Raw genomic sequence first — 19618 nt, 5'->3', positions numbered from 1 at the left:
TTAACCGATATATACCCCTCACCATTTGGTTAATAAACAAATCATTATTCTGGTTATAATATTCAGGTTATAAATTCGGTAACAAGTATGAATATTGCAGATATGGTAATTAGATTTGATTATTCAATATTAAATGATTATAATATAGTAGTTTAAAAATTAAAATTTACATATGATTGTATCCATAATAATTTGTATTTCAATAGCCATTTTTCTAGCAATAACTTCCAAACCTCAAAAAAAAGATAAATAAATCCATTCACATAAGTAGCCTCTCATTTTTACAAAAACTGCTATTGTTTTCTCTTTCTTTCTAATTGAAATCCTCCGACAATTATTTTTCTTAGAACAAAGAGCGTCAAAGAAAGAGAGTCAAAGAAAGAGATCATTTATTTACTCCTTTTTCATTATTATAGTCAAAAACGCCACACAATAAAGTGGCAAAATAATTAGTTTTACATTTACAGACCTAAAGGCAGAGTGATGATTTTAAGAGTAAAAAAAGCAATAAACGAAGTGTGGTTCGATCAGGGGCAATGGGAATATGTTGAAATAAATAGTGAAGATATTGATTATATAGAAGACGTGTCGGATAATGCTTTTAAACATTCCCACTCAAAAATATTTTGGAAAGATAAATCCAAAGACCCAATTTTTTTGGTTGAGTTCAAAGATGAACTCATTAAAAAATATAATATCCCATTTTAAAATTATCATTTTTATTCCATCAACTTATTTAAACAAACTATTTTCATCAGATTTAAGCTAAAATTCGTTCAAGTCAAAGTGTCGCATTTTCATATTTAAAACAGATAGGAGAAGTAAATTTCTAGGATTCAAAATACTGTTAAGCCTTTTTTTTACATGGTAAATTCTTACCTTTATAGTATTGTAATTAGTTATTTTCATAAACGGTTAGTTATTAGCCCCGATATCCATTAGGGCCTTTTTTATTTTTATAATAAATAATAAATTTGCAACTCATATTGATATCTAAAAGCTATTCAGGATCTTGGATTTCTATCTAGGATCCTTTTTATTTATAAAATAATCAATAACTTTACGCATTACATAGAAAGAAAAAAAACTTAAAGGGGCTCCATGTCTATGGAGACCAACATTAAAACGTATTTGTAACTTTGTTAATACATTCAAATAGGATAATTAATTTGTATATTATTTAAATCTTGCTTGATTTTAAGAAACTTAATACTAAGATGCCGTCCATTAAAAACTTTTATACAATAACAGAAACATCTTGGATTCAAATAATATTATAAGTGTGGCTATTCAGGAATTTTGGATTTTTAATCAAATTCATCTTTTATAATAAAACTAAAGTCTTTCTATATCCATATCTTCTTAAGTTATATAAATGCTGCGTAAAAATAAACAATTCCTAATTTAGTTTAATGTTTTGGATTGTAATAAAAAAGCCAGAGATAGACATCTCTGGCGGATCTTCTAAATTTTAATTTTCAAAACTAATTCTTAATTATTTTATAACTACCTATTTTTATTCCCTTCGGGCTAAATAATTCAATTATGACTATACCTGATTTAACATTTGATAATGAAATATACCCAGGAGATGTATTTAGTGTTCCCGTGAGAATAATTTTACCACTCAAATCAAAAACTTTATACAAGCTACCACTAGGTACATTATCAATATTCACTCTGTCAGTTGTTGGATTAGGATAAATTTTAATGGCGGGTTGAAGTGTTGATTGAATATTGATGGAGATTATTTTACTAAGAGCTGATTTTCCATCTAAGTCATATTGTATCAATCTATAATAGTTTACTCCACTATTAGGGGTATTATCTACAAAATTGTAACTTGATCCATTTCCACTACCATTTGAAAAATGACTGGCAACTTTTCCAATTTGAGACCAATCCGTTGCATTCAGACTTCTCATTACCGAAAAATAACTATTGTTTATCTCGACCCCGGTAATCCAACTAAGATTAACTTTGTTATCAGAATAAACCGCATTTAGCTCTTTACTATAGTCTACAGGTAAAACACTTGTATTATAATCCCTTGTTATTTCGTATACATTAAATGATTGAAGCAAGCCTGCAATATTACTATTGCTAATTACCTTAACTTGGTTAAAAGAAGCCGTTGCGGGAATGTTTAACCATCCTTTGGATGTATTGCTTCCCAGTAATTCTAGATCGATTAGACTCCAACCAGTACTTTCTGTGCTTTGAACTACGACTCCGTTATTTAAAAGTTGTACAGTTATTGGACCATTTATCAATGATAAGCTCAATAAAGTTCCTGGATCTCCTATCAATACATGTGCATAAGATCCGCTAGGATACAATCCAGCAAACAAGCCTGTAACCTGTTGTTGGGCGACAATATTTGCTGCGGCGAAAAGAGTAGCTGTTGTAGCGGTATCTCCATCTATGCAATTATATGGATTAAGTACCGATGATAAAGCGCTTCCTACATTAAGCAAAGAAGTTGTTTCGGTGCCAGCAAGAACATCAAATGGTGTCGTAGGTAAAGAACCCGTAGATGATATTTCATAATAAGCTCCATAAACATTTGCTGTAATACCAAGTCCTACTGTTGATCCTAATCTTACTCTTATGCTTTTTACTGCTACTGTATTTGTTATTACATATTCATTGGTATTTTCGCCTCCCAACAAGCCTATTACAGAAACATTACCAGTAGAAGATATCTGAGTCCCATTGGCATCGAGTGCTGCAACAATTGTATAGCCTCCGACATTAACGCCTGAAGCGACGGTTCCAACTTTTACATGAATTGCCGTATTTGCTGGCACGGCACTTGCAAATGTTAAAATCTGCTGATAGCCTCCAGCCACTAAGGCTAATCCTATTGTTAGTGAACTTGCCGTACTGCTTGAATTGTCTATTGCATTGTCCGCAGAACTTATACCACCTGCACCCAGCCCCCAAGAGCTATTTGTTTGGCTATTTGCATAGACCCTTGATACCGGACCTGAAATTTGTGCATTCAGTTTTGGCACACTAATTAAATAAATTAATGCAATTAAAATGTAAATGTGTTTCATTAGAAGTGATTTATGTTTGATGAATAAATTCTATTAAATCAACTAATAACCTTTCTAACACTATAATTTATTTTAGCATTAGCATTAAGTTCTACATCATTATTTAATTTTTATTCAAGCTAAATCGACAATTCCTAAACTGTTTCTTAATTCTAATCTCGGGTTATAGTTATGATTGTATCGTGAAATTAATATTATAATTCAATAAAATCTATCACTCCTGTTACATTGTATATAAATATTGTTTCCTTTTTGTATTATGTATTGATAATTATCAATTCACAATAGTTTAGTCCCTCACAACAATTGTAAAACAATCATAGTTTTACTTTATAAGAAAGTAAATGGTAAGACAAAAATATTACGCTTAATCGCAGTATATAAAAAATGCTCATGTGTTTCTACATATGAACCACGTTTTCTAAAATTCTAATTTCAGAAAAAAATGTACAAAAAATGAAAATCGATCAAAACCAAGCGCAGACACACTTAGATAAATTTATGGAACCATGTATTTGATAAAGATAAAAAATATTTTAATATTTTCAATGGAACGGTTCTATGATATATATTAAAATAGGATTTAATACAGTTATGAAAAAATGAAGGAATCATATGAGTCCTTCGTTTGCAAAAGATTGATAACTATTAGTGGTAATAATCAGATGATCCAATAGTGTAATATCCATTAACTTAGCAGCTTCTTTCAATCTTTCAGTGATCTTCAGATCAGCAGGACTTGGTGTAAGATTTCCACTCGGATGATTATGTGCCACAATAATTTTACAAGCATTAGATTTTAAAGCTACCGTAAGTAGAATGCGAATATCTACAATAGTGCCAGCAGTACCACCTGTAGATCCGTGGTATACACCGAGAACTCTGTTAGCATTATTCATAAGTAACATTTTGAAAGATTCAACAAGTTCCATTTCATCTTCATTCCAAACGGATCTAAAAAGAGCTAATGCATCTTCCGCCATATTGATTTTAGGTCTTTGCGTAGCTTTTATTTTGTTGCGATAAGATAGTTGAACTTCTTGTAATGCAGACCAATGAGGTTCATTCTCTCTGGTTGCTGTTGAGTTGTAAGTTTTCATGATGTACTGTTTTTGTGTAACAGCGATAAAAGGCGGTTCTCTAAAAAGAAGGCAGTACGTGGAATAGCGGAGCGTAGTGAGCATATGCCGTCGAAAGCTGCCAACTTTTTATAGAGAACCGTCTTAGCTTAGTGGAACTAAAAACGGTACAGAAAATCTTACAACAGAAGAAGGAAAAAATTAAACTAGAACAATCATTACAATGAAAAGAGAATGGAATAAGCACACAAAATAAACTGTCACGAATTTGTATAAAATATGTGACAACAAAAGGTGAGTATTTGTTATTTCTTCTTTTTTGCTTTACGTTTTTTGGAAGAAGTTTTATCGGGAATTTTGTTTTGTTCCAAATTTCTAGGATGATGATCTAAAAAATAGTATGGATTTCTATTGTATACAGAATCTACAGCTCTGATAAAGTTTGGTGCCACCTGTTGAACATAGTCATACTTTATGAGTAGTTCGTTGTATTGATTGTAACGTGTAAAACTACGCCAACCCAGAAAAATGGATAGTCCAATGAAAAACAATAAAAGAAGCAACCATTTCCAATCTTTGAAGCTGTGTTCATGGCGGATCCTTTGGTTTTCTGGATCTGCCAATTGTTGAATCGTACGCTCTAAGGATCGCTGCAATTTTTCTATGGATTCTTGACACAACATCTTATCCTCTTTAATGTCCTTTTTTACCACTAAATCTAAAAGAGCTTTCATATGGTCCATTTTTTTAGGTAGTATTCTCAGACTATAAGACAAGGAATCGGAAAGCTCATTTTGTGCTTGAGAGGGTTCTACTTTTTCAACAAGCGCTTTGGTTTCTTGCACTTCTTTTACCAAATCTTTTAATACGATTTCTACTTCAGAAAGATTCATAACGTGAGGATATTAAAGGATTACTTACATAGATAATTTAATTCTTCTTTTTTCTTTGAGTCGCTTTTTTTCTTCTGACTCATCTATACCCATCGCACCAAAATAAACGCCATCAATATCTACCTTAAGAGGACTAATCATATAATCAATCAAAGCTTTTGTCACGGTTTCAATAGTTGCACTTGTATTATTATTATTTTTAGATGTTGGATGAACTTCACGAGGCATGAATCTATCTCTGTGGAGCAAGGTTGATTTAAGTGTTCCATCATCCACACCTCTCTTTGCTAAAGCAATATTTCTTTCTAATTGTGCTACTTGGGAAGAACTCATTGGAGCTTTCTGTTGTTTTTTATTAAAGGCTATGATCTTCTCAATTTTAGAAAGACTACATCCTAAGGAACTCGCTTTAAAATATATTCCAGAGGCTTGATGTACAATTCCCAATCCTCTTCCTTTATGTAAACTATAACCCAAGTTTTGCATATGTGTGATAAATTCCAACATGGACGTTGCTTTATAAAGTGCATTTTTCAAATCCATCCTAGCTTGCAATTGACGAGTATTCCAATGCTGTTTTTCTTTATTAGAACTATTTAATTTCTGTTTCCAAGTCTTCGGCGTCTTGACTTGTTTTAGATGAAATAGCATTTCGCACTTTCGGGCAATGTTCATTAATCTATGCTTGGACTGAAACATGTTCACTACTTGTCTACCATCAATTGGAGGACGAACAATGATCGCGTGATAGTGATCTTTACTCACCGGACTGCTGTGTTTACAAAGTAAAAACATGTTCTTATCTAGTTTAAATTCCTGCATAATCATTGCGGCCAATTGTAATTCCTGATCTTCATTTAGGGATTCACCTTCACTTAAAGAAAAGATTGCATGAAAAAGAGGCATGCTACATCTTTGGTTATTTAAGCCTAATGCCATCTGCATTTGTGCCACAATTTGATCGGTATGTTCTCCTACAAGTGCATTTTGGAAAATGATTTGAGCTTTTTCTTCCGGATGTTTTAATCCATTTTCTCTAAGTACATAAGAGACCATATTGGAAACGGAAGACGCTTTTGCGGTCGTTTGTTTAGCAATCATACCAGAAATTTTAAAAGTTGAACCTTTGGGAATGCATAAAAAAAACATCTGCTTATTGCAGTGTATTTTTTATTTCACCCGCCAGTAAAAGAATTTTTTCACCATAATATTTGAGTTCATTTTCTGTGATGTGCTGGATCTTTCCCTGATGTAAATGACGAACCAATTGATTAAAATTGGAAGCAGTAAGTGTTAATGCTAACACTACTTTAGAGACAGAAGCGGGAATAGTTTTACGATACATTTTAATCTCGACTTTTCTAGATGCTTCAATCAAAAAATGAGAAATGGGTAATTCACATTGCCTCGCCTTCGAGTGAATACTACGGTACTCATCAGGTGTAACGAGTATATTTAAACGACGTGTTTTATTTTTCATATACTTGGATTTGAAAATGAATAAATGACAAATGCGACAGTCATGAGAGAATAGATAATTTGGACCTCACATGAGTACGTCCAACCTGCTTGCTATAGAAAACCAAGGGTTCCAACAATAGGGTTTTAGGACACGGAGAATACAGCCTATTTTTAGGGCCTTCTAGGATACTTTCTGACCATATCTGACCATATATTTGATTTGACTCTAATAATATTGTTATGCATGTTTTCCAGAAATGATGCAAATCCAATCTCTATTTCACCTTATATTTCCAAGTACATCTTATATATAGAATCGGACTATAGAGGATATTTTGTATCCGGTCTTCCTTGGAAGGTATGATTAAGTGGAAGTATCTATACTCGGTCGAGTATTAACCTTTGTATGCGGATACCTGAGGTTTATTCAAGGTTTTATTTGGCAAATATGACCTCCTTTTTTCTTTTCATCCGCCACAAGTTCAGCTGACATAACTGGATTAAACTCTTGTATTCTCGGAAAAATTTGTAGTGGATATCCACCCTATGACCCATCTTTACTTTTAGAATTTTCAATGAGCCGTTGAATATCATCTGTCAGAAAATACACCTTTCCTCGTATCTTAACTTTTTTGAGTTCACCCAATTCGTGCCAATCATCCACCGTAGGTCTGGAAATACCGAAAAGATCACGAACCTCTTTAATAGATAAAAGTGGCTTTGTAGAAAGACCCAAAGGCGGTGAAACCAACGGTGTGACTGGACGGGTTTCTAAAATAATTTTACGAACGATTTCTGTTAAGTGCTGATAGAATTCTTTAGGATCTACCGGAAATAAAATTGGAGTTTCCATACCTTTAAGTTTTGAATTTTTGAAAACATAAAGGTGGAATCTCTAGTCAAATTAGGTAACAAAGATGCATTTCTGTTGTTACAAACTACTAGTTTACACTGTTTTACGACTATGACTTATTTTACTTCTTATCTGTCGAAACAAGTGTTCCGTTTGTTTTTTAAAATCTTCTTGGTTTATGTATTCCGGTAATTGCCTTATCCTTTCTAAATATTTTAAACAATTTCTGAGCCTTGTGGTGGGCTGGGATAATAACGATCCAATGGTTTTAAAGTTTTCCAGTTCAGTACGAATATTTTCAGGTTGACAGCCAATATTCCTAGCAACATTGGAAATTCGCTCCAGGTTTTTTACAGCATCTGAGATATCTATTATTGTTGAAGGTTCATCATTTATCCTTCTTTTAATTAAGTTAATCAATAATGCTTGTGGAATAGCTCCGTAATTGTCTCTTCTCTTTTTGGAGTCTCCAAACTTCTTTTCTAAAGAACTGATCCGTTCGCTTATGTGGCAGCAATCCTCTTTCAGATTCTTTTGCGCGTTATCTACTTTATTTGTGCATCCAGAATTTATCACTGCAGAAAAGTCGTTATATTTTTGCGTCATGTTTTGCTGAATACCTTCCAAATACTCGATGGAAAAATGATGATGGGCATACATTTTAGCGGTATTCAAACACATCTTAAACCGATGATAATCTCCTAATGTAAGGATATGTGGCATGGCAAAAAGGCCAACGCAGGTAATAAGCAGAGTGGTATTATGTGTGCTAGGATATTGCAATCCTAGAAGGAAAAACACTACCGACAAAGAGTAAAATACACTTCGAGGTAGTATATTGTAGAAAAGCGCTACTGGAGCTTTAATCGAAGCACACCTATTTTCAAGTCTTTGAAATTGTCCAATGTCTGCATAGTTATTTATTATGGGTAATTTATCCACCCAATACAAGGGATCTTCGAAATGGTTTGCGCATATAAAATCCATTCCTTGACGGCAGTTTCTAAGTAAACGATGTTTGATTGTCCTCATACAATGGCATTTTACTTAAAATTACAGCGTTTTAATATCTCTCAAAATAGAGGGAAACTAATTTGTACTATATTGGAATGATTTGGTATAAAAATTAAAATATCCTATAAGAATTACCTTGGATAAATTGAGTTGGCTGACATTATATCGAAAATATCCTTCTTACACGAATATGGTATTACCCTCTGAATAAAATATATTTAAAAGATTAAAATTATGGAGCAACGATTTTCAAGTCAAGTTATAGGTTATCTCCAAAAAGAAGCAAATCTGGGGGATGGTATGCTGTAGCGACTATGCGTAATATTTTCAAGATCTCTATCCAACTTTCCTGCTGGCGGACAAAAGGTCCACATCCCGGATTTATGATAAATCGCAACGCCGGATTTCTCAACGGCGGCAAACACTTCTTCCAACGAAGCCTCTTGGCATACGGATGAAGTAATATGACGGTCAGCAGGCAGACACTTCATACTTTCAATTTTGAATCCATACCATCTTTCCATTTCGAGCATAAACACCCTTACGGACACGTCATTGTAGCGTCTGATGGACTTCGTCCAATTGAGTGCCGTTGCCCTATCTATGGATGCTAAGGAGAAAGAGTCCTTTAACTCCCCTTATCCTTACCCTCCATGAGACTGTACACTTCCATAGCGCTACAGTTTTCTTCCAAAGCCACAGCTCTCGGATTTTGCCTTGTTGCCAGTGATACCTCTCCCCCTAATCTAACGGCTCTGGTATAACCAATTTCGGAGCGTATGGCATACTGTGCTCCCAGGGTAAATAATTGACTGTTGTAGTTTTCCAGTACAAAAGGCTTTCCTTGTTGCATTTTCGGTACATTCACTAAGGCTTGGCCTTCCAATCGGCAGTAGACCATGGAAGTATCCGAAGAATTAAGCAGGTATTGCAGCCTAGAGCCACCATCCAGCCGGATAGATATTCCGTCAGGCAGCAACAAAGTAAACTGTCTTTTGGGTGGTGTGTGTAAGGTCAGATATCTTTGCTCTGAACGGGATGCTCGGCGGTCTGTATGGTCGACTATTTGTAGCTCACCTTTGTGTTTTTGTAAAAATTCAATGTTATTGAAACGCAAGACAGTCCCCAAATCCTTACCATCCAGTTTTTTTTGAAAAACATCTTTAATCTCTATATCACAGGCAAAATAGCGGCTGTCCAGTTCTGGGTTGAATATTGCAGGGGAACATGGCCCCACTACGCGACGCTGCTCTTCCAAAACTAAATTGGAATTCTTTGTTACAAATAGTCCTGCCATGAGCACAATAAAAACTCCGAAGATGGCAGCAGCAGACCATAACATGCGTCTGCGAGTACGTCGTTTATCACTCCTTGCTATGATAGCATTTATATCCAAATCTTCCGATACATCTCCTTGCAATCCCTTTTGTTTGTTCACTTCATCCACAAAGCGGTAAAGGGCCTCTTCGTCAGAGAGCATTAGTAGACCATCCAATTCTTTTTTCTCGGCGCCATTTGCTTTTCCTGACAAGTATTTTTTCAGAAGTTTGTTGGTTCTTTTTTGATACCACTCCATACTAACTGTTTTTAAAAATTTCTAAAACGATATATACAAAACAGTAACCCAATAACTGCTCTATTTTTCGTCTGGCCCTGTACAGCTCATTTTTGACGGTCTGACGGGAAATACCCAATCTTTGTGCGATTTCCTCGTTGGAGAGCTGTGTGTCCAGTTTCAACAAGAACACTTTACGTTCCATGGGTGGAAGCTGCTTGGCAGCAATCCTTACCCTAACTTCTAGTTCTTTTCCCAGCACCAAATCTTCCACAGTTTCCGTATGTTCAACAAAGTGATTTTCTTCCAGCTGCACGAAATACCATCTTCCCCTTTCCAGACTTTTGAGTGCCAACTTGTGGGCGATGCCGAACATCCATTTTACAGGATTCTCCTTTTCTATGATCTGGTGGCGTTGCTCCCAGAGTTTCACCAAAAGGTCTGCATGAGTGGAGTCTACCGCGGATACATCATCCGTGATAAAATGGCGGATATAGACGTCAATAGCCGGTCCGAACACCTTATCGATGCGGTCCAATGCGCCAGGGACACCATCTGCCAGTGCCCTGAAATACATGCTATCGTCGTATTTAGTTCCTTCCTCCATTTTCTCAAAAGCACGGACTTTTTACCCCAGTTTCGCTCATAAACAAAACGTATGGATACAAAGACCTTACGCATGGTTAAAATTAATATTTGAAAAAAAACGATTTTTTATTGGTACCCGAGCCTCTTTTTCGGGAGTATATATCAGAAGGATGTAAAAAAACAGTATTCAGAAGTAATTCAAAGGTAATAAAAAAACAGCGATATGTAGAAGCCAAAAACGATATAATTTTTTGATGGATGTAGGTCTTTAATGGGTTTTATAATTATAAAACCCTACTGTAAACTATTTGCAAAAACAAAACTATTCAAGATGAAAAAACAAACAATTCTATTGACTATAACAGCATTACTTTTCATGCTTTTCTTGTATGCGGGACTAGAAAAAATATTGGAATTGAAAGTATTTGCAAAGGATATGAGTAATCAAACCTTACCACAGCAATGGGTGCCGCTTTTGACCTATGGCATCCCAACTAGTGAAGTGTTCACTGCCCTGCTACTATGTACAGAGCGGACTAGAAAATGGGGACTATACGGTAGTCTGTTACTCATGACGGTGTTTACGGCATATGTGGGGATGGTCGTTATGGATCTCTTTCCACGAAAGCCCTGCGGATGCGGTGAACTTTTACAAAGACTATCGTGGACACAACACCTTGTATTTAATATAGTCTTCGCGATACTCGCCCTATTGGGTATCTATATAAACAATCAATTGACAAAAAAAGATACTACAGCCAGCGCAACGATCCGGGTTGCTGCAAGCTGATTTTTCACCGGCCGCCAACCTAAAAATCAAGGTTGTGACCAACAGGATTACCGGAAAATATTTATTTTATCATTTTAAAAACAGTGTATCATGGTTACACAAAACAAAAACTACAGAAAATTCCGCAACGTCGTGATGACAACAGCGGCAGTACTTGCCATTGGTGGGGCAATGGCAAAAAACTTTAAGGCAACAACCTATTGGTTTCCTACAAATTCCAGTGGTGTAGCCCAGTCAACATCAACACTACATACGTCCAACTACCTTGGTTGTTCTGATGCAGGAGATGATTGCATTAAAGAATACTCCTCCTATTCCATAGTAGGAGGACAATATCAACCAAGTGGAACAGAATTGAGTAGTTATGCAAAAGCTCAATAATTTCCAAAAATTGGAATGGAAGACTGTCTAAATACATTGACAGTCTTCTTTTTACTCTTTATCTTTATATACAAGTACGTCCAACAACTGTCTTGAAGCTATTAACTTTAAGCCATATTCTTTTAGTTTTAATTGAAGTGAATCCAATCCAGCCATCTTTCTTATGCGAAAATTTACATTTATTTTTTTTAAATAATTCGTTGAATCTATTACCAATGGGATTGTTTTTATCGCATTTAAGGCTGTAATTAAATCAGACATAGAGGTACCAGAACATTTTATATAGTCATAGAGATCTTCATCCGGCTCGTGCATAAATTCTATTGGAGTAATAGTATCTCCTGCAATTTTATCTACGTTCGAAATTCTGACCAACTTTAAACAATTTATAAAATGAGTTTCCTTTCTTACAGAAATTTTAAAATAATCTTCTAGTTGCCTATAGGCAATGTCGAAAAGTACCTTATCTGAAAATTCAATAGGCGTTCTAAGTTCATAGCAATATTTGTTATGGATTACATAGTCATAGTGGTCAATGCTATCCATATTGATAAAAAACTTTTTAAATGTGATGCTATCCTTAAACTTATAAAGACACCTTTTATTATTAAAATATGGACTGTCATATTTACCCCTTAAAGCCCATTGAAATAGCCAACTTATAGGGGCATTTGTACACCTTAATATTTTCTGTCCGTTTTCTACTATGGGTACGTTTCTTCCATTTGGAAAATGGGGATCATATCTGCCCAAAAAAGAGCCGAATAAAGGCTCTGTTAATTTATTTGTACCTGAGAATTTTCCATCAATATTGGCTTGAAGAGGCTCCACCGTACTCCAATCTCCATTTAAAACTTTTTCTATAACAGATTCGGTTAATTCAAATTGGGAAGTAGTTCCCCTTAATTTTCCATTAGGATCTATCCATACTTCAAATGGATCTCCATTATGGGGAAACAATGCCCTTAAAAGTGTATCTTCTACGATTGTCGGCAATAACATGGGTCTATTAAGTGCCATTCTTGTTTTTCGGAAATTACATACTGAGCTTCGACTCTGAAAGGTGACCGGCAATATCAATATTTGATTTGCATATTTTTCTTGTAACTTTTCTAAGTGAGGAAAAGAGGCGATACAGCTTCCACACCATTGACTCCAAAAATCCAATATAAGTATCTTCCCCCTGCTGAACTTTTGAAGGATACTTTGATCACTTTGAGCCCCCTCTATGCTCACGGATATAGTTGGTAGCGTTTCTCCTATTGGAAGGTCTATTCCCTTTTTGGCTAAGGCTATATTAATGCACTGCTGGCTTATGGAGTCCAATGAACTTTGACTATAGCATTGCACACTACGCAATTGTAGTACGATGCTACTGAAAAACACAAACATAATAGTTCTTATATTTTTAGTATTCATTTTGTATTATTTGTGGATTTAATGAGACAACATTATCTGGAATAGGGAAAACATACCGACTATCATGGGGAGATAATGCATAAGTTGCTCCACCAATGATACGTTTTATAGTGATGCTATGGCTTTGTTTATTAAGCCTTCTTAGATCCTGCCAACGTATATTTCTAAATACAAGCTCTTTTCTTCTTTCTAGCAGTATTTTATTCAGTACGTCTTGGCTTTCGGAAGAGTAGTAAGCCGTATAAGTGCCTGATTTATATCTGTTGATAAGTAGCTCATTTAAATCATCCAAAGCACTCGTCAAATGTGCTAATCTTGCGTTACATTCCGCCCTAATCAAAAGCATCTCATTAACAGAAATGCCAGAAAATCGCAGGGAGGATCCTGTATAGGAACCATAAAACCGGTGATCAGATGTTGCTCCAAATTGTTTGAAAAACAAGGATTTACGAAGATCATTTGCCTCATACAAGTTATACAAGGTGGTATCTACTTTTTCCACAGAGTTGTTTGCATCATAAAAATTATGATCAATGACAACTTCTTGATTGTATTGAACGATTGGATAAGTACTTGAGGAACTGAGTGTATTGTAATCGATCAAACTGTGTTGTAAAGACAAACAACTATCAGCGTAAAGAAATGCATTTTTATAACTACCCATATTTAGATAAACTCGACCAAGTAATCCATATGCTGCGCCCATAGAAGGCCTTGTTTTATACGCTACCATTTTAGGAAGAAATCTAAGGGCTTCCGACAAGTCATTTAAGATTTGCTCATACGTTTTTTTAATATTCGATCGAGACAACGGCTCGTTGGCATCCGCACTTAATCTTAAGGGTAAGCCTAGGTCTGTTTCCATAGAAGCGGAATCATATACCGGGCAGAATAATTGGCATAATTCAAAATTGGCGAATGCACGAAAATACAAGGCACTTCCCTTCACATTTTCCCACGCGCTTTTATTATCTGAATTTGGGGCAATACCACTGATACCCTCCAAAGCACTATTTGCATAATAAATAGTCCTGTATGGATAATCCCAATCTGGAAGATCTACCCCTGTATATGGAAATGATTGCCAGAGATAAACATTTCTCATCCACTGGCTTCTCGAATTATAATCCGCATCCAGCATATAGTAATCGTCCGAGGCCATCAATCCTATCATGGGACGACCATATGTACCCTCCCCGTTCATATAATTGAGATTATCTAATATAGCCTGAAAATCAGAAATGGTTTGTGGAACCACAAGACTTTGGTTCGTCTTGGCAGACAAAAAATCACTTTTGTTGCACGATAGTGTGGCTATAATGGCCGAGAATATTATAAACAAGTCAGAAATTCTATATAAATTTTTCATTTAAAGAAGTTATTAGGTTAAAAAGTAATATTTACTCCCAATGAACTGTTCATACCGGCACTTGGGATATTGTTGTAATAATAGGGATCAATGCCATCCTTATTTGCTTTCCATAGCGTTCCAATATTGGACAAATAGATATATACTCTAATATTCTCAAAAGGAAGTCGGAGGCGACTGTCTCTGTGGCTCTCATAACCAAAGCTTATATCCTCCAATCTTATATTGTCGCCTTTTAACACATTTAGGCTGGAGTACTGATAGAAAAAATCTCTTGAACTAAGATCCTGGAAAGGATATTGCGGCAAGGAAGGAACATGGGTCATACGTTCATCACCAGGTTGTCGCCAACGATTTGAATACTCTCCACTTCCATTCCAAGTATCGAAAAGTGTTGAGTAACTCAACGAGGAGGTTTTTCTGAAATAGTACCCAAGTTTATACGAAATATTGAATGATACACTCCACTTGCCAATGGTTATCGTATTTCTTAAGGCTCCAAAATATTTAGGAGACGAACTACCGTTATAAACCATACTGTCCAACGGTGTCGTGCTGATGATCGAACTATAATCTTTACTAGGAGCACCATCCAAATAACCTACTGGATCTCCGTTTTCAGGATCAAGACCTTTCCAGTGGTAACTGTATATACTAAAAAGGGGGCGACCGACAATTGGATTAATCGTATTGGAATACAAATAGTTCGTGCCTGAACCAGAGGTAGGCATAAGAAATTGGGTCACTTTTGTAAACGCATATGAAAAAATAAGGGAGGTTGTCCAAGATATTTTAGAGCTTACATTGAGTGAATTTATGCTTATATCCCACCCAGAGCCTTTCATAGAAGCGACATTGCCATAAAAGTAAGCCCCGTTGCCTGCTGCATTGTTTTGGTAAAATCCCAATGTAGGATCCACGGGAGCCTGGGAAAGGAGGTCCTTCGCGCTTTTTTTATAATACTCTATACTGCCATATAGTATTCTTCCTTTTGTAGCAAAGTCTATACCTGCATTCCATATCCCATCACGTTCCCATCTTAATTTACTATTGGGGGGATTGTTGATTACCGCATATTGAAGTCCTAGGTTATTTTGATAAAAAGAGGCCGTGGTAAGTGCTGAGGCTACACTAGAAGTATTGCCATTGTATCCAAAGGTTGTCCTAAATTTTAGTTCGGGCAGCCATTGAACGGAATAGAATTTTTCCTTGGCGATGCTCCAACTCCCTCCGATAGACCACAAGGGAGTCCCTTTTTGATTGGTGGCAACCCCAAAAAGATTTGCCTCATCTTTTCGGAAACTACCGGAAAACGTATATCTATCTTTGTAACTGTATGCTGCATTACCATAGTAGGAAAAGAAGTTTGCCGTTGTTTTGCCTGTCGATTGTCCATTGGGGATATAACTCTGTATCAGCGCATTATTGTAATAACTATATAGCGTAGAATAATCGACATAACCGTTGGATGTTTCCAGACCCTCATCATAGCCGTAATAGCGGACACTGTTTGATTTATTTATAATGCTCCTCATTTCCATACCAGCTATAGCGGTTACTTTGTGCGCCCCCAAAAATGTAGTGTTATAATTCAACTGCGCTCTACCCTGATGAGACAGGATTTCTCCATAACTATAATCCAAGATCCCGCCACGAGCAACAGGATAAGAAAAATTTCCATTCACATCTTCTTGGGTAAACTTATTGGTAAGGTCTCTTGCATAATAAGAGGAATCCCGGTAAAGATTTTTAGTTGTCGATAATGAATTTTCATACTGGTATCTTGCCTCCGCAGACAAAGAAGGAAGTATCTGGTAATGAAAATCTGTGTTAATGACATAATCCTTAATGGATAAGTTATTTTTTTGTTCATATATGTCGGCCAAAGGTTTGTATGTCCAGTCTAAAAGATTACCTCTTCCAACCGTATCAAGATAGGTCTTCCTGTTAGTCAAATAAACTGGCGGCGGAGTCCCTGAATTATCTGCCAGCCTCATGTAGGGATAACTCTTTTGGCCATCACTGCCAACAATCGAATAACCGGGATTATTACCCGATGTACTCAGGTCTTGCGCATAACTTATGCCAGTCCCTATTTGAAATTTCGGGGAGAGTTTGATTTCATTTTTCGAGCGAATTGTAATACGATCCGTTTTATCACTAACAAGGTTGGAAATATTATGATCCCACCCCATGGATAGAAAGTAATTCAAATTTGGACTGCTTCCCCGGATATTAACCGCGCTTTGTCGGTTTAGCCCACCTCTATAAAGATATTTGGATACATCATTTCTCACATCATATTGTTTCAACTTTTCTATCTCGGCATCTGCATCGCTGGAAGAAATACTTCCAGCATCCTTTGCTAACAGTAACTCGACGACTGGCGTTAACGCAGGATGGGACGGATCTAGAATCTGACTGGAATAGTATCCGTCTGCATAAAGATTTTTTTCAAGATCAATGTATTCTGAACTGGAAATACGTGAAATATTAAACATATTAGGCTTGGGAACAAAAGTGAAATTATTAGTCAATTCGACCATTGGCTTTTTATTTAAACCTTTTTTTGTAGTCATTACGATCACGCCATTGCCTGCCCGTGCGCCCCAGATAGATGCCGCCGCCGCATCCTTAAGGATAGTAATACTCTCAATATCATTGGGATTGATGTTCTTAATGTCCCCGTCATATGGAAAATTGTCAATGACTATCAAAGGAGAGGCATTTGCATAAATAGTACTTCTGCCTCTTATCAACATATCATCGCCAGTATAAACCCCGTGATTAAATAGCAATCCTGGCGTTAAGTTTTCAATACGCTCTAGGATATTTGTCGTAATGCTTCTGTTAATTAGATGATTACTTACAAAATCATAGCTCCCCGTTGCCCTTTCTTTTGTGATTTGTTGGTAACCCGTGGAAACCACCACCTCATCCAAATCAGAGATCGATGATAGTTTTATAGTTAAAAAAGTGTCTTTAGAACTAACGGGCATTCTTTCTGTTTGATAGCCAATATGTGAAATTTCTAGTGTATCTTTTTGTGCAACATATAAAGTGAAAAATCCCTTATCATCCGTGAATTTTATAGTTGTGACTTTTATTAAATGTAGTCTGGTATTGGGCAAAACATCTCCCGTAGACGATATTACTCGTCCCCTAATAGTCTGCGCCTTTAGGAAAAGCATAGGCAAAAGCATCCCCAGTACGCCCATGAGCGTTAATTTTCGCATCGGTAATCAATAATTTAAAAACAGTAAAAAATTATAGTTGAAAAAGCCGGACGCACGGAAAGTGCCGTTGCTATTGACTTCTATGAATGCGTGGTCCGACGGGAATAGTTTATACTAGATGGGGTTACGCGGCTTACAGGCGTATTGTTGGTTGCATTTGGCTGCGAGCCAAATGCAAATTGTGCTTTCTGCTTTAGGAGCCGGTGATTTTGTAAGAAGTTGTATTGTTCTCATTGCTCTTAATTTGACCATGATTAAGAAAGATGAGTCTCAAGAAGTAGCCGATGTATTTAAAAAAAATTAAGCATGGGCATCTACTTATCGGACTTAGAGGTACTGGCATACCCACAATCACAGATAAGAGATAACCCATGCCCGTAGCATAGGAATATCTCCCTCTCGTCTCGTGATTGTTTGAAAATTTGCCAGTTTTCTAAGTTTGAGACTCAAGTTCGAACACCTCTAAATACTTTATGAATAGAAGTGCAAATTACGTTATTTCAAACCAAAGATAAGGACAATATTTAATTGTTAGCCAAATGGTTGACAATATTTTTAAAAGTTATTATCAATATTGTAGCATGGCAAGACTTGACGATATTGATACCGAGTTAAAAGAGAAAATAGCCCTAAGAATCAAGGCATTAAGAATGTCTACCGGTAAAATACAGTCAGCATTTGCAATTGATGCAGAAAAGGATAGGCAAACAATCAACAGATGGGAAGGAGGGCGAGGAATATCAATATATTCAATTAATAAGTTTTGTAAGGATATTGGAATTGAACTATGGGAGTTTTTTCGATATAGAGAATTTCTAAATTTTCCTGAGAAAGACTCAAATAAAGATATTATACCACTCAAAGAGAATCAATAGAGTTGGACAGACATTTTGTTTGGATGATTAGGGGAATTTGTTAAGTTTGGCGAGAAAATAAAACCTTTGGGAAATGAAAAAGATTGCCAAAATTAGTGATCAAGCGGATTATTCTTTCATTTGCCTTTTATTTTATGTTTAATTTATGAGAGAAAACAAGTACATTGTGTTTCAGTATATACATTTGCACCGTATGTAAATGTCTTTACAACAAAAAGTATGATAGAATATATAAATCCAATTAGACAGGATAGTGATGTCTCTAATGCTATAAAGTTAGCTAAAGTTGTGTTTTTTTTCCCTCAGGAGGTTATTTCTCCGGAAGAATTATATAATGGGATAAAAACAGAATTGGAATCTGAAGGCTATTCGAAAAATGCTTTGCATATCGAGAATAACTTAAATTTTAAGATCCAGAATGGCGCAGGTATTTTATCCAATACATTGAACCAAAAGATAAAGGGCTTTTTATTTGAAAAATATACAAATGGGAGTAAGGAATATGTCTTAAAATTAGAAAACCAGTCGGCTACTTTTTCTAGGTCATACATTTCATTAGAATTATTTAAATACGAAAGCTGGGCTCTTTTTAAAGAAGAGGTAAGAAAAGTAATAACCAAGATTCTTTCGAATGATAAGTATTCTTTTTATATAATAGCCACAACGATAGAATATATCGATGAGTTTCAATGGATAAGTGCCCCACCCGATACAAAGATTAAATTAGGAGATGTATTCGAAGAAAATTCGGGATTGCTTAATAAAAATTTTTTCGAAGGAAGTGAAATTGCAGGACAAATTATCCAAATAAATAAAATGGAAGATAAAGAAGTGCAATATAATATATCATATCATAATGGAGCAAGGATATTAACGATAAGACATATAGAAACATCAGAATTAGCAAAGCCTCAATATGCAAAAGATATAAATGGGGAATTATCGTCACTTATTGACACATTACATAATAATAATAAACAATTTATAACCGATTTATTAACAAGCCCTATGTTAGATAAAATTGGATTAAAAAAATAATTATA

The 19618-nt window shown here is 35.6% G+C and carries 19 protein-coding genes; 6 read left to right on the top strand and 13 right to left on the bottom strand.

Annotated features, from left to right (window positions below; genetic code table 11):
• Positions 1–483: 483 nt before the first annotated feature.
• Positions 484–708 (top strand): hypothetical protein, encoded by a 225-nt coding sequence (locus E0W69_RS02610; protein WP_131328492.1) that lies wholly within the window; start codon positions 484–486, stop codon positions 706–708.
• 776 nt (positions 709–1484) lie between these two features.
• Here the strand turns inward: E0W69_RS02610 and E0W69_RS02605 are convergent.
• The 10 genes from E0W69_RS02605 to E0W69_RS02560 all read right to left on the bottom strand — a co-directional run bounded on the left by E0W69_RS02605 (position 1485) and on the right by E0W69_RS02560 (position 10524).
• Positions 1485–3062 carry a T9SS type A sorting domain-containing protein gene (locus E0W69_RS02605; protein ID WP_131328491.1) on the bottom strand — a complete coding sequence of 526 codons (1578 nt, stop codon included), beginning with the start codon at positions 3060–3062 and terminating at the stop codon, positions 1485–1487.
• Between the two features lie 611 nt (positions 3063–3673).
• Positions 3674–4162, bottom strand: coding sequence for a JAB domain-containing protein (locus E0W69_RS02600; RefSeq protein ID WP_131328490.1), 489 nt, complete (start codon positions 4160–4162; stop codon positions 3674–3676).
• 284 nt (positions 4163–4446) lie between these two features.
• Positions 4447–5034 carry a hypothetical protein gene (locus E0W69_RS02595; protein ID WP_131328489.1) on the bottom strand — a complete coding sequence of 196 codons (588 nt, stop codon included), beginning with the start codon at positions 5032–5034 and terminating at the stop codon, positions 4447–4449.
• Between the two features lie 24 nt (positions 5035–5058).
• Positions 5059–6135 (bottom strand): relaxase/mobilization nuclease domain-containing protein, encoded by a 1077-nt coding sequence (locus tag E0W69_RS02590; protein ID WP_191967943.1) that lies wholly within the window; start codon positions 6133–6135, stop codon positions 5059–5061.
• Between the two features lie 52 nt (positions 6136–6187).
• A complete protein-coding gene (locus E0W69_RS02585; protein WP_131328487.1) occupies positions 6188–6514 on the bottom strand; it encodes a plasmid mobilization protein in 327 nt (108 codons plus the stop codon).
• 525 nt (positions 6515–7039) lie between these two features.
• Complete coding sequence (locus tag E0W69_RS02580) at positions 7040–7348, bottom strand: helix-turn-helix domain-containing protein (protein ID WP_131328486.1); 309 nt, start codon at positions 7346–7348, stop codon at positions 7040–7042.
• 93 nt (positions 7349–7441) lie between these two features.
• Positions 7442–8380: a hypothetical protein gene (locus E0W69_RS02575; RefSeq protein ID WP_131328485.1), complete on the bottom strand. Its 939-nt coding sequence runs from the start codon at positions 8378–8380 to the stop codon at positions 7442–7444.
• Between the two features lie 248 nt (positions 8381–8628).
• On the bottom strand, positions 8629–8913 hold the full coding sequence (locus E0W69_RS02570; protein WP_131328484.1) for a hypothetical protein: 285 nt from the start codon (positions 8911–8913) through the stop codon (positions 8629–8631).
• A 77-nt stretch (positions 8914–8990) separates the two neighbouring features.
• Positions 8991–9938 carry a FecR family protein gene (locus E0W69_RS02565; RefSeq protein WP_131328483.1) on the bottom strand — a complete coding sequence of 316 codons (948 nt, stop codon included), beginning with the start codon at positions 9936–9938 and terminating at the stop codon, positions 8991–8993.
• A 1-nt stretch (position 9939) separates the two neighbouring features.
• Positions 9940–10524, bottom strand: coding sequence for an RNA polymerase sigma factor (locus E0W69_RS02560; protein WP_131328482.1), 585 nt, complete (start codon positions 10522–10524; stop codon positions 9940–9942).
• 312 nt (positions 10525–10836) lie between these two features.
• On the opposite strand from E0W69_RS02560, the gene E0W69_RS02555 reads away from it, so the two are divergent.
• Both E0W69_RS02555 and E0W69_RS02550 read left to right on the top strand, forming a co-directional pair.
• Positions 10837–11295 carry a MauE/DoxX family redox-associated membrane protein gene (locus E0W69_RS02555; RefSeq protein ID WP_131328481.1) on the top strand — a complete coding sequence of 153 codons (459 nt, stop codon included), beginning with the start codon at positions 10837–10839 and terminating at the stop codon, positions 11293–11295.
• A 90-nt stretch (positions 11296–11385) separates the two neighbouring features.
• Positions 11386–11676: a hypothetical protein gene (locus E0W69_RS02550; protein WP_131328480.1), complete on the top strand. Its 291-nt coding sequence runs from the start codon at positions 11386–11388 to the stop codon at positions 11674–11676.
• 51 nt (positions 11677–11727) lie between these two features.
• Here E0W69_RS02550 and E0W69_RS02545 read toward each other — a convergent pair whose 3' ends face one another.
• The 3 genes from E0W69_RS02545 to E0W69_RS02535 form a co-directional block, all read right to left on the bottom strand.
• Positions 11728–13095: a TlpA family protein disulfide reductase gene (locus E0W69_RS02545; RefSeq protein ID WP_131328479.1), complete on the bottom strand. Its 1368-nt coding sequence runs from the start codon at positions 13093–13095 to the stop codon at positions 11728–11730.
• The gene (locus E0W69_RS02540; protein WP_191967942.1) at positions 13085–14380 is read right to left on the bottom strand and encodes a RagB/SusD family nutrient uptake outer membrane protein; all 1296 of its coding nucleotides are present in this window, start codon (positions 14378–14380) and stop codon (positions 13085–13087) included. Before E0W69_RS02540 ends, E0W69_RS02545 begins: the two co-directional genes overlap by 11 nt.
• A 101-nt stretch (positions 14381–14481) precedes the next feature.
• The gene (locus E0W69_RS02535; protein WP_131328477.1) at positions 14482–17700 is read right to left on the bottom strand and encodes a SusC/RagA family TonB-linked outer membrane protein; all 3219 of its coding nucleotides are present in this window, start codon (positions 17698–17700) and stop codon (positions 14482–14484) included.
• Between the two features lie 118 nt (positions 17701–17818).
• Between E0W69_RS02535 and E0W69_RS02530 the strand changes: the two genes are divergently transcribed.
• From E0W69_RS02530 to E0W69_RS02520, 3 genes are all read left to right on the top strand, one after another.
• Positions 17819–18004, top strand: a complete 186-nt coding sequence (locus E0W69_RS02530) for a hypothetical protein (RefSeq protein ID WP_131328476.1) — start codon at positions 17819–17821, stop codon at positions 18002–18004.
• A 277-nt stretch (positions 18005–18281) separates the two neighbouring features.
• Entirely contained in the window at positions 18282–18575 is a 294-nt protein-coding gene (locus E0W69_RS02525) for a helix-turn-helix domain-containing protein (protein ID WP_191967941.1), read from the top strand.
• Positions 18576–18794: 219 nt separating this feature from the next.
• On the top strand, positions 18795–19613 hold the full coding sequence (locus E0W69_RS02520) for a hypothetical protein (protein WP_131328475.1): 819 nt from the start codon (positions 18795–18797) through the stop codon (positions 19611–19613).
• Positions 19614–19618 lie beyond the last annotated feature (5 nt).

The organism is Rhizosphaericola mali, from assembly GCF_004337365.2.
GTDB lineage: Bacteria > Bacteroidota > Bacteroidia > Chitinophagales > Chitinophagaceae > Rhizosphaericola > Rhizosphaericola mali.
Note: the sequence above shows the minus strand (reverse complement) of the source record. Positions and strands in the feature narration are given on the sequence as shown.

What these genes read in the sequence shown, in the direction of transcription:
- E0W69_RS02610 (WP_131328492.1), top strand. Translation starts at nt 484, where the DNA reads ATGATTTTAAGAGTAAAAAAAGCAATAAACGAAGTGTGGTTCGATCAG.
- E0W69_RS02605 (WP_131328491.1), bottom strand. Translation starts at nt 3,062, where the DNA reads ATGAAACACATTTACATTTTAATTGCATTAATTTATTTAATTAGTGTG.
- E0W69_RS02600 (WP_131328490.1), bottom strand. Translation starts at nt 4,162, where the DNA reads ATGAAAACTTACAACTCAACAGCAACCAGAGAGAATGAACCTCATTGG.
- E0W69_RS02595 (WP_131328489.1), bottom strand. Translation starts at nt 5,034, where the DNA reads ATGAATCTTTCTGAAGTAGAAATCGTATTAAAAGATTTGGTAAAAGAA.
- E0W69_RS02590 (WP_191967943.1), bottom strand. Translation starts at nt 6,135, where the DNA reads ATGATTGCTAAACAAACGACCGCAAAAGCGTCTTCCGTTTCCAATATG.
- E0W69_RS02585 (WP_131328487.1), bottom strand. Translation starts at nt 6,514, where the DNA reads ATGAAAAATAAAACACGTCGTTTAAATATACTCGTTACACCTGATGAG.
- E0W69_RS02580 (WP_131328486.1), bottom strand. Translation starts at nt 7,348, where the DNA reads ATGGAAACTCCAATTTTATTTCCGGTAGATCCTAAAGAATTCTATCAG.
- E0W69_RS02575 (WP_131328485.1), bottom strand. Translation starts at nt 8,380, where the DNA reads ATGAGGACAATCAAACATCGTTTACTTAGAAACTGCCGTCAAGGAATG.
- E0W69_RS02565 (WP_131328483.1), bottom strand. Translation starts at nt 9,938, where the DNA reads ATGGAGTGGTATCAAAAAAGAACCAACAAACTTCTGAAAAAATACTTG.
- E0W69_RS02560 (WP_131328482.1), bottom strand. Translation starts at nt 10,524, where the DNA reads ATGGAGGAAGGAACTAAATACGACGATAGCATGTATTTCAGGGCACTG.
- E0W69_RS02555 (WP_131328481.1), top strand. Translation starts at nt 10,837, where the DNA reads ATGAAAAAACAAACAATTCTATTGACTATAACAGCATTACTTTTCATG.
- E0W69_RS02550 (WP_131328480.1), top strand. Translation starts at nt 11,386, where the DNA reads ATGGTTACACAAAACAAAAACTACAGAAAATTCCGCAACGTCGTGATG.
- E0W69_RS02545 (WP_131328479.1), bottom strand. Translation starts at nt 13,095, where the DNA reads ATGAATACTAAAAATATAAGAACTATTATGTTTGTGTTTTTCAGTAGC.
- E0W69_RS02535 (WP_131328477.1), bottom strand. Translation starts at nt 17,700, where the DNA reads ATGCGAAAATTAACGCTCATGGGCGTACTGGGGATGCTTTTGCCTATG.
- E0W69_RS02530 (WP_131328476.1), top strand. Translation starts at nt 17,819, where the DNA reads ATGGGGTTACGCGGCTTACAGGCGTATTGTTGGTTGCATTTGGCTGCG.
- E0W69_RS02525 (WP_191967941.1), top strand. Translation starts at nt 18,282, where the DNA reads ATGGCAAGACTTGACGATATTGATACCGAGTTAAAAGAGAAAATAGCC.
- E0W69_RS02520 (WP_131328475.1), top strand. Translation starts at nt 18,795, where the DNA reads ATGATAGAATATATAAATCCAATTAGACAGGATAGTGATGTCTCTAAT.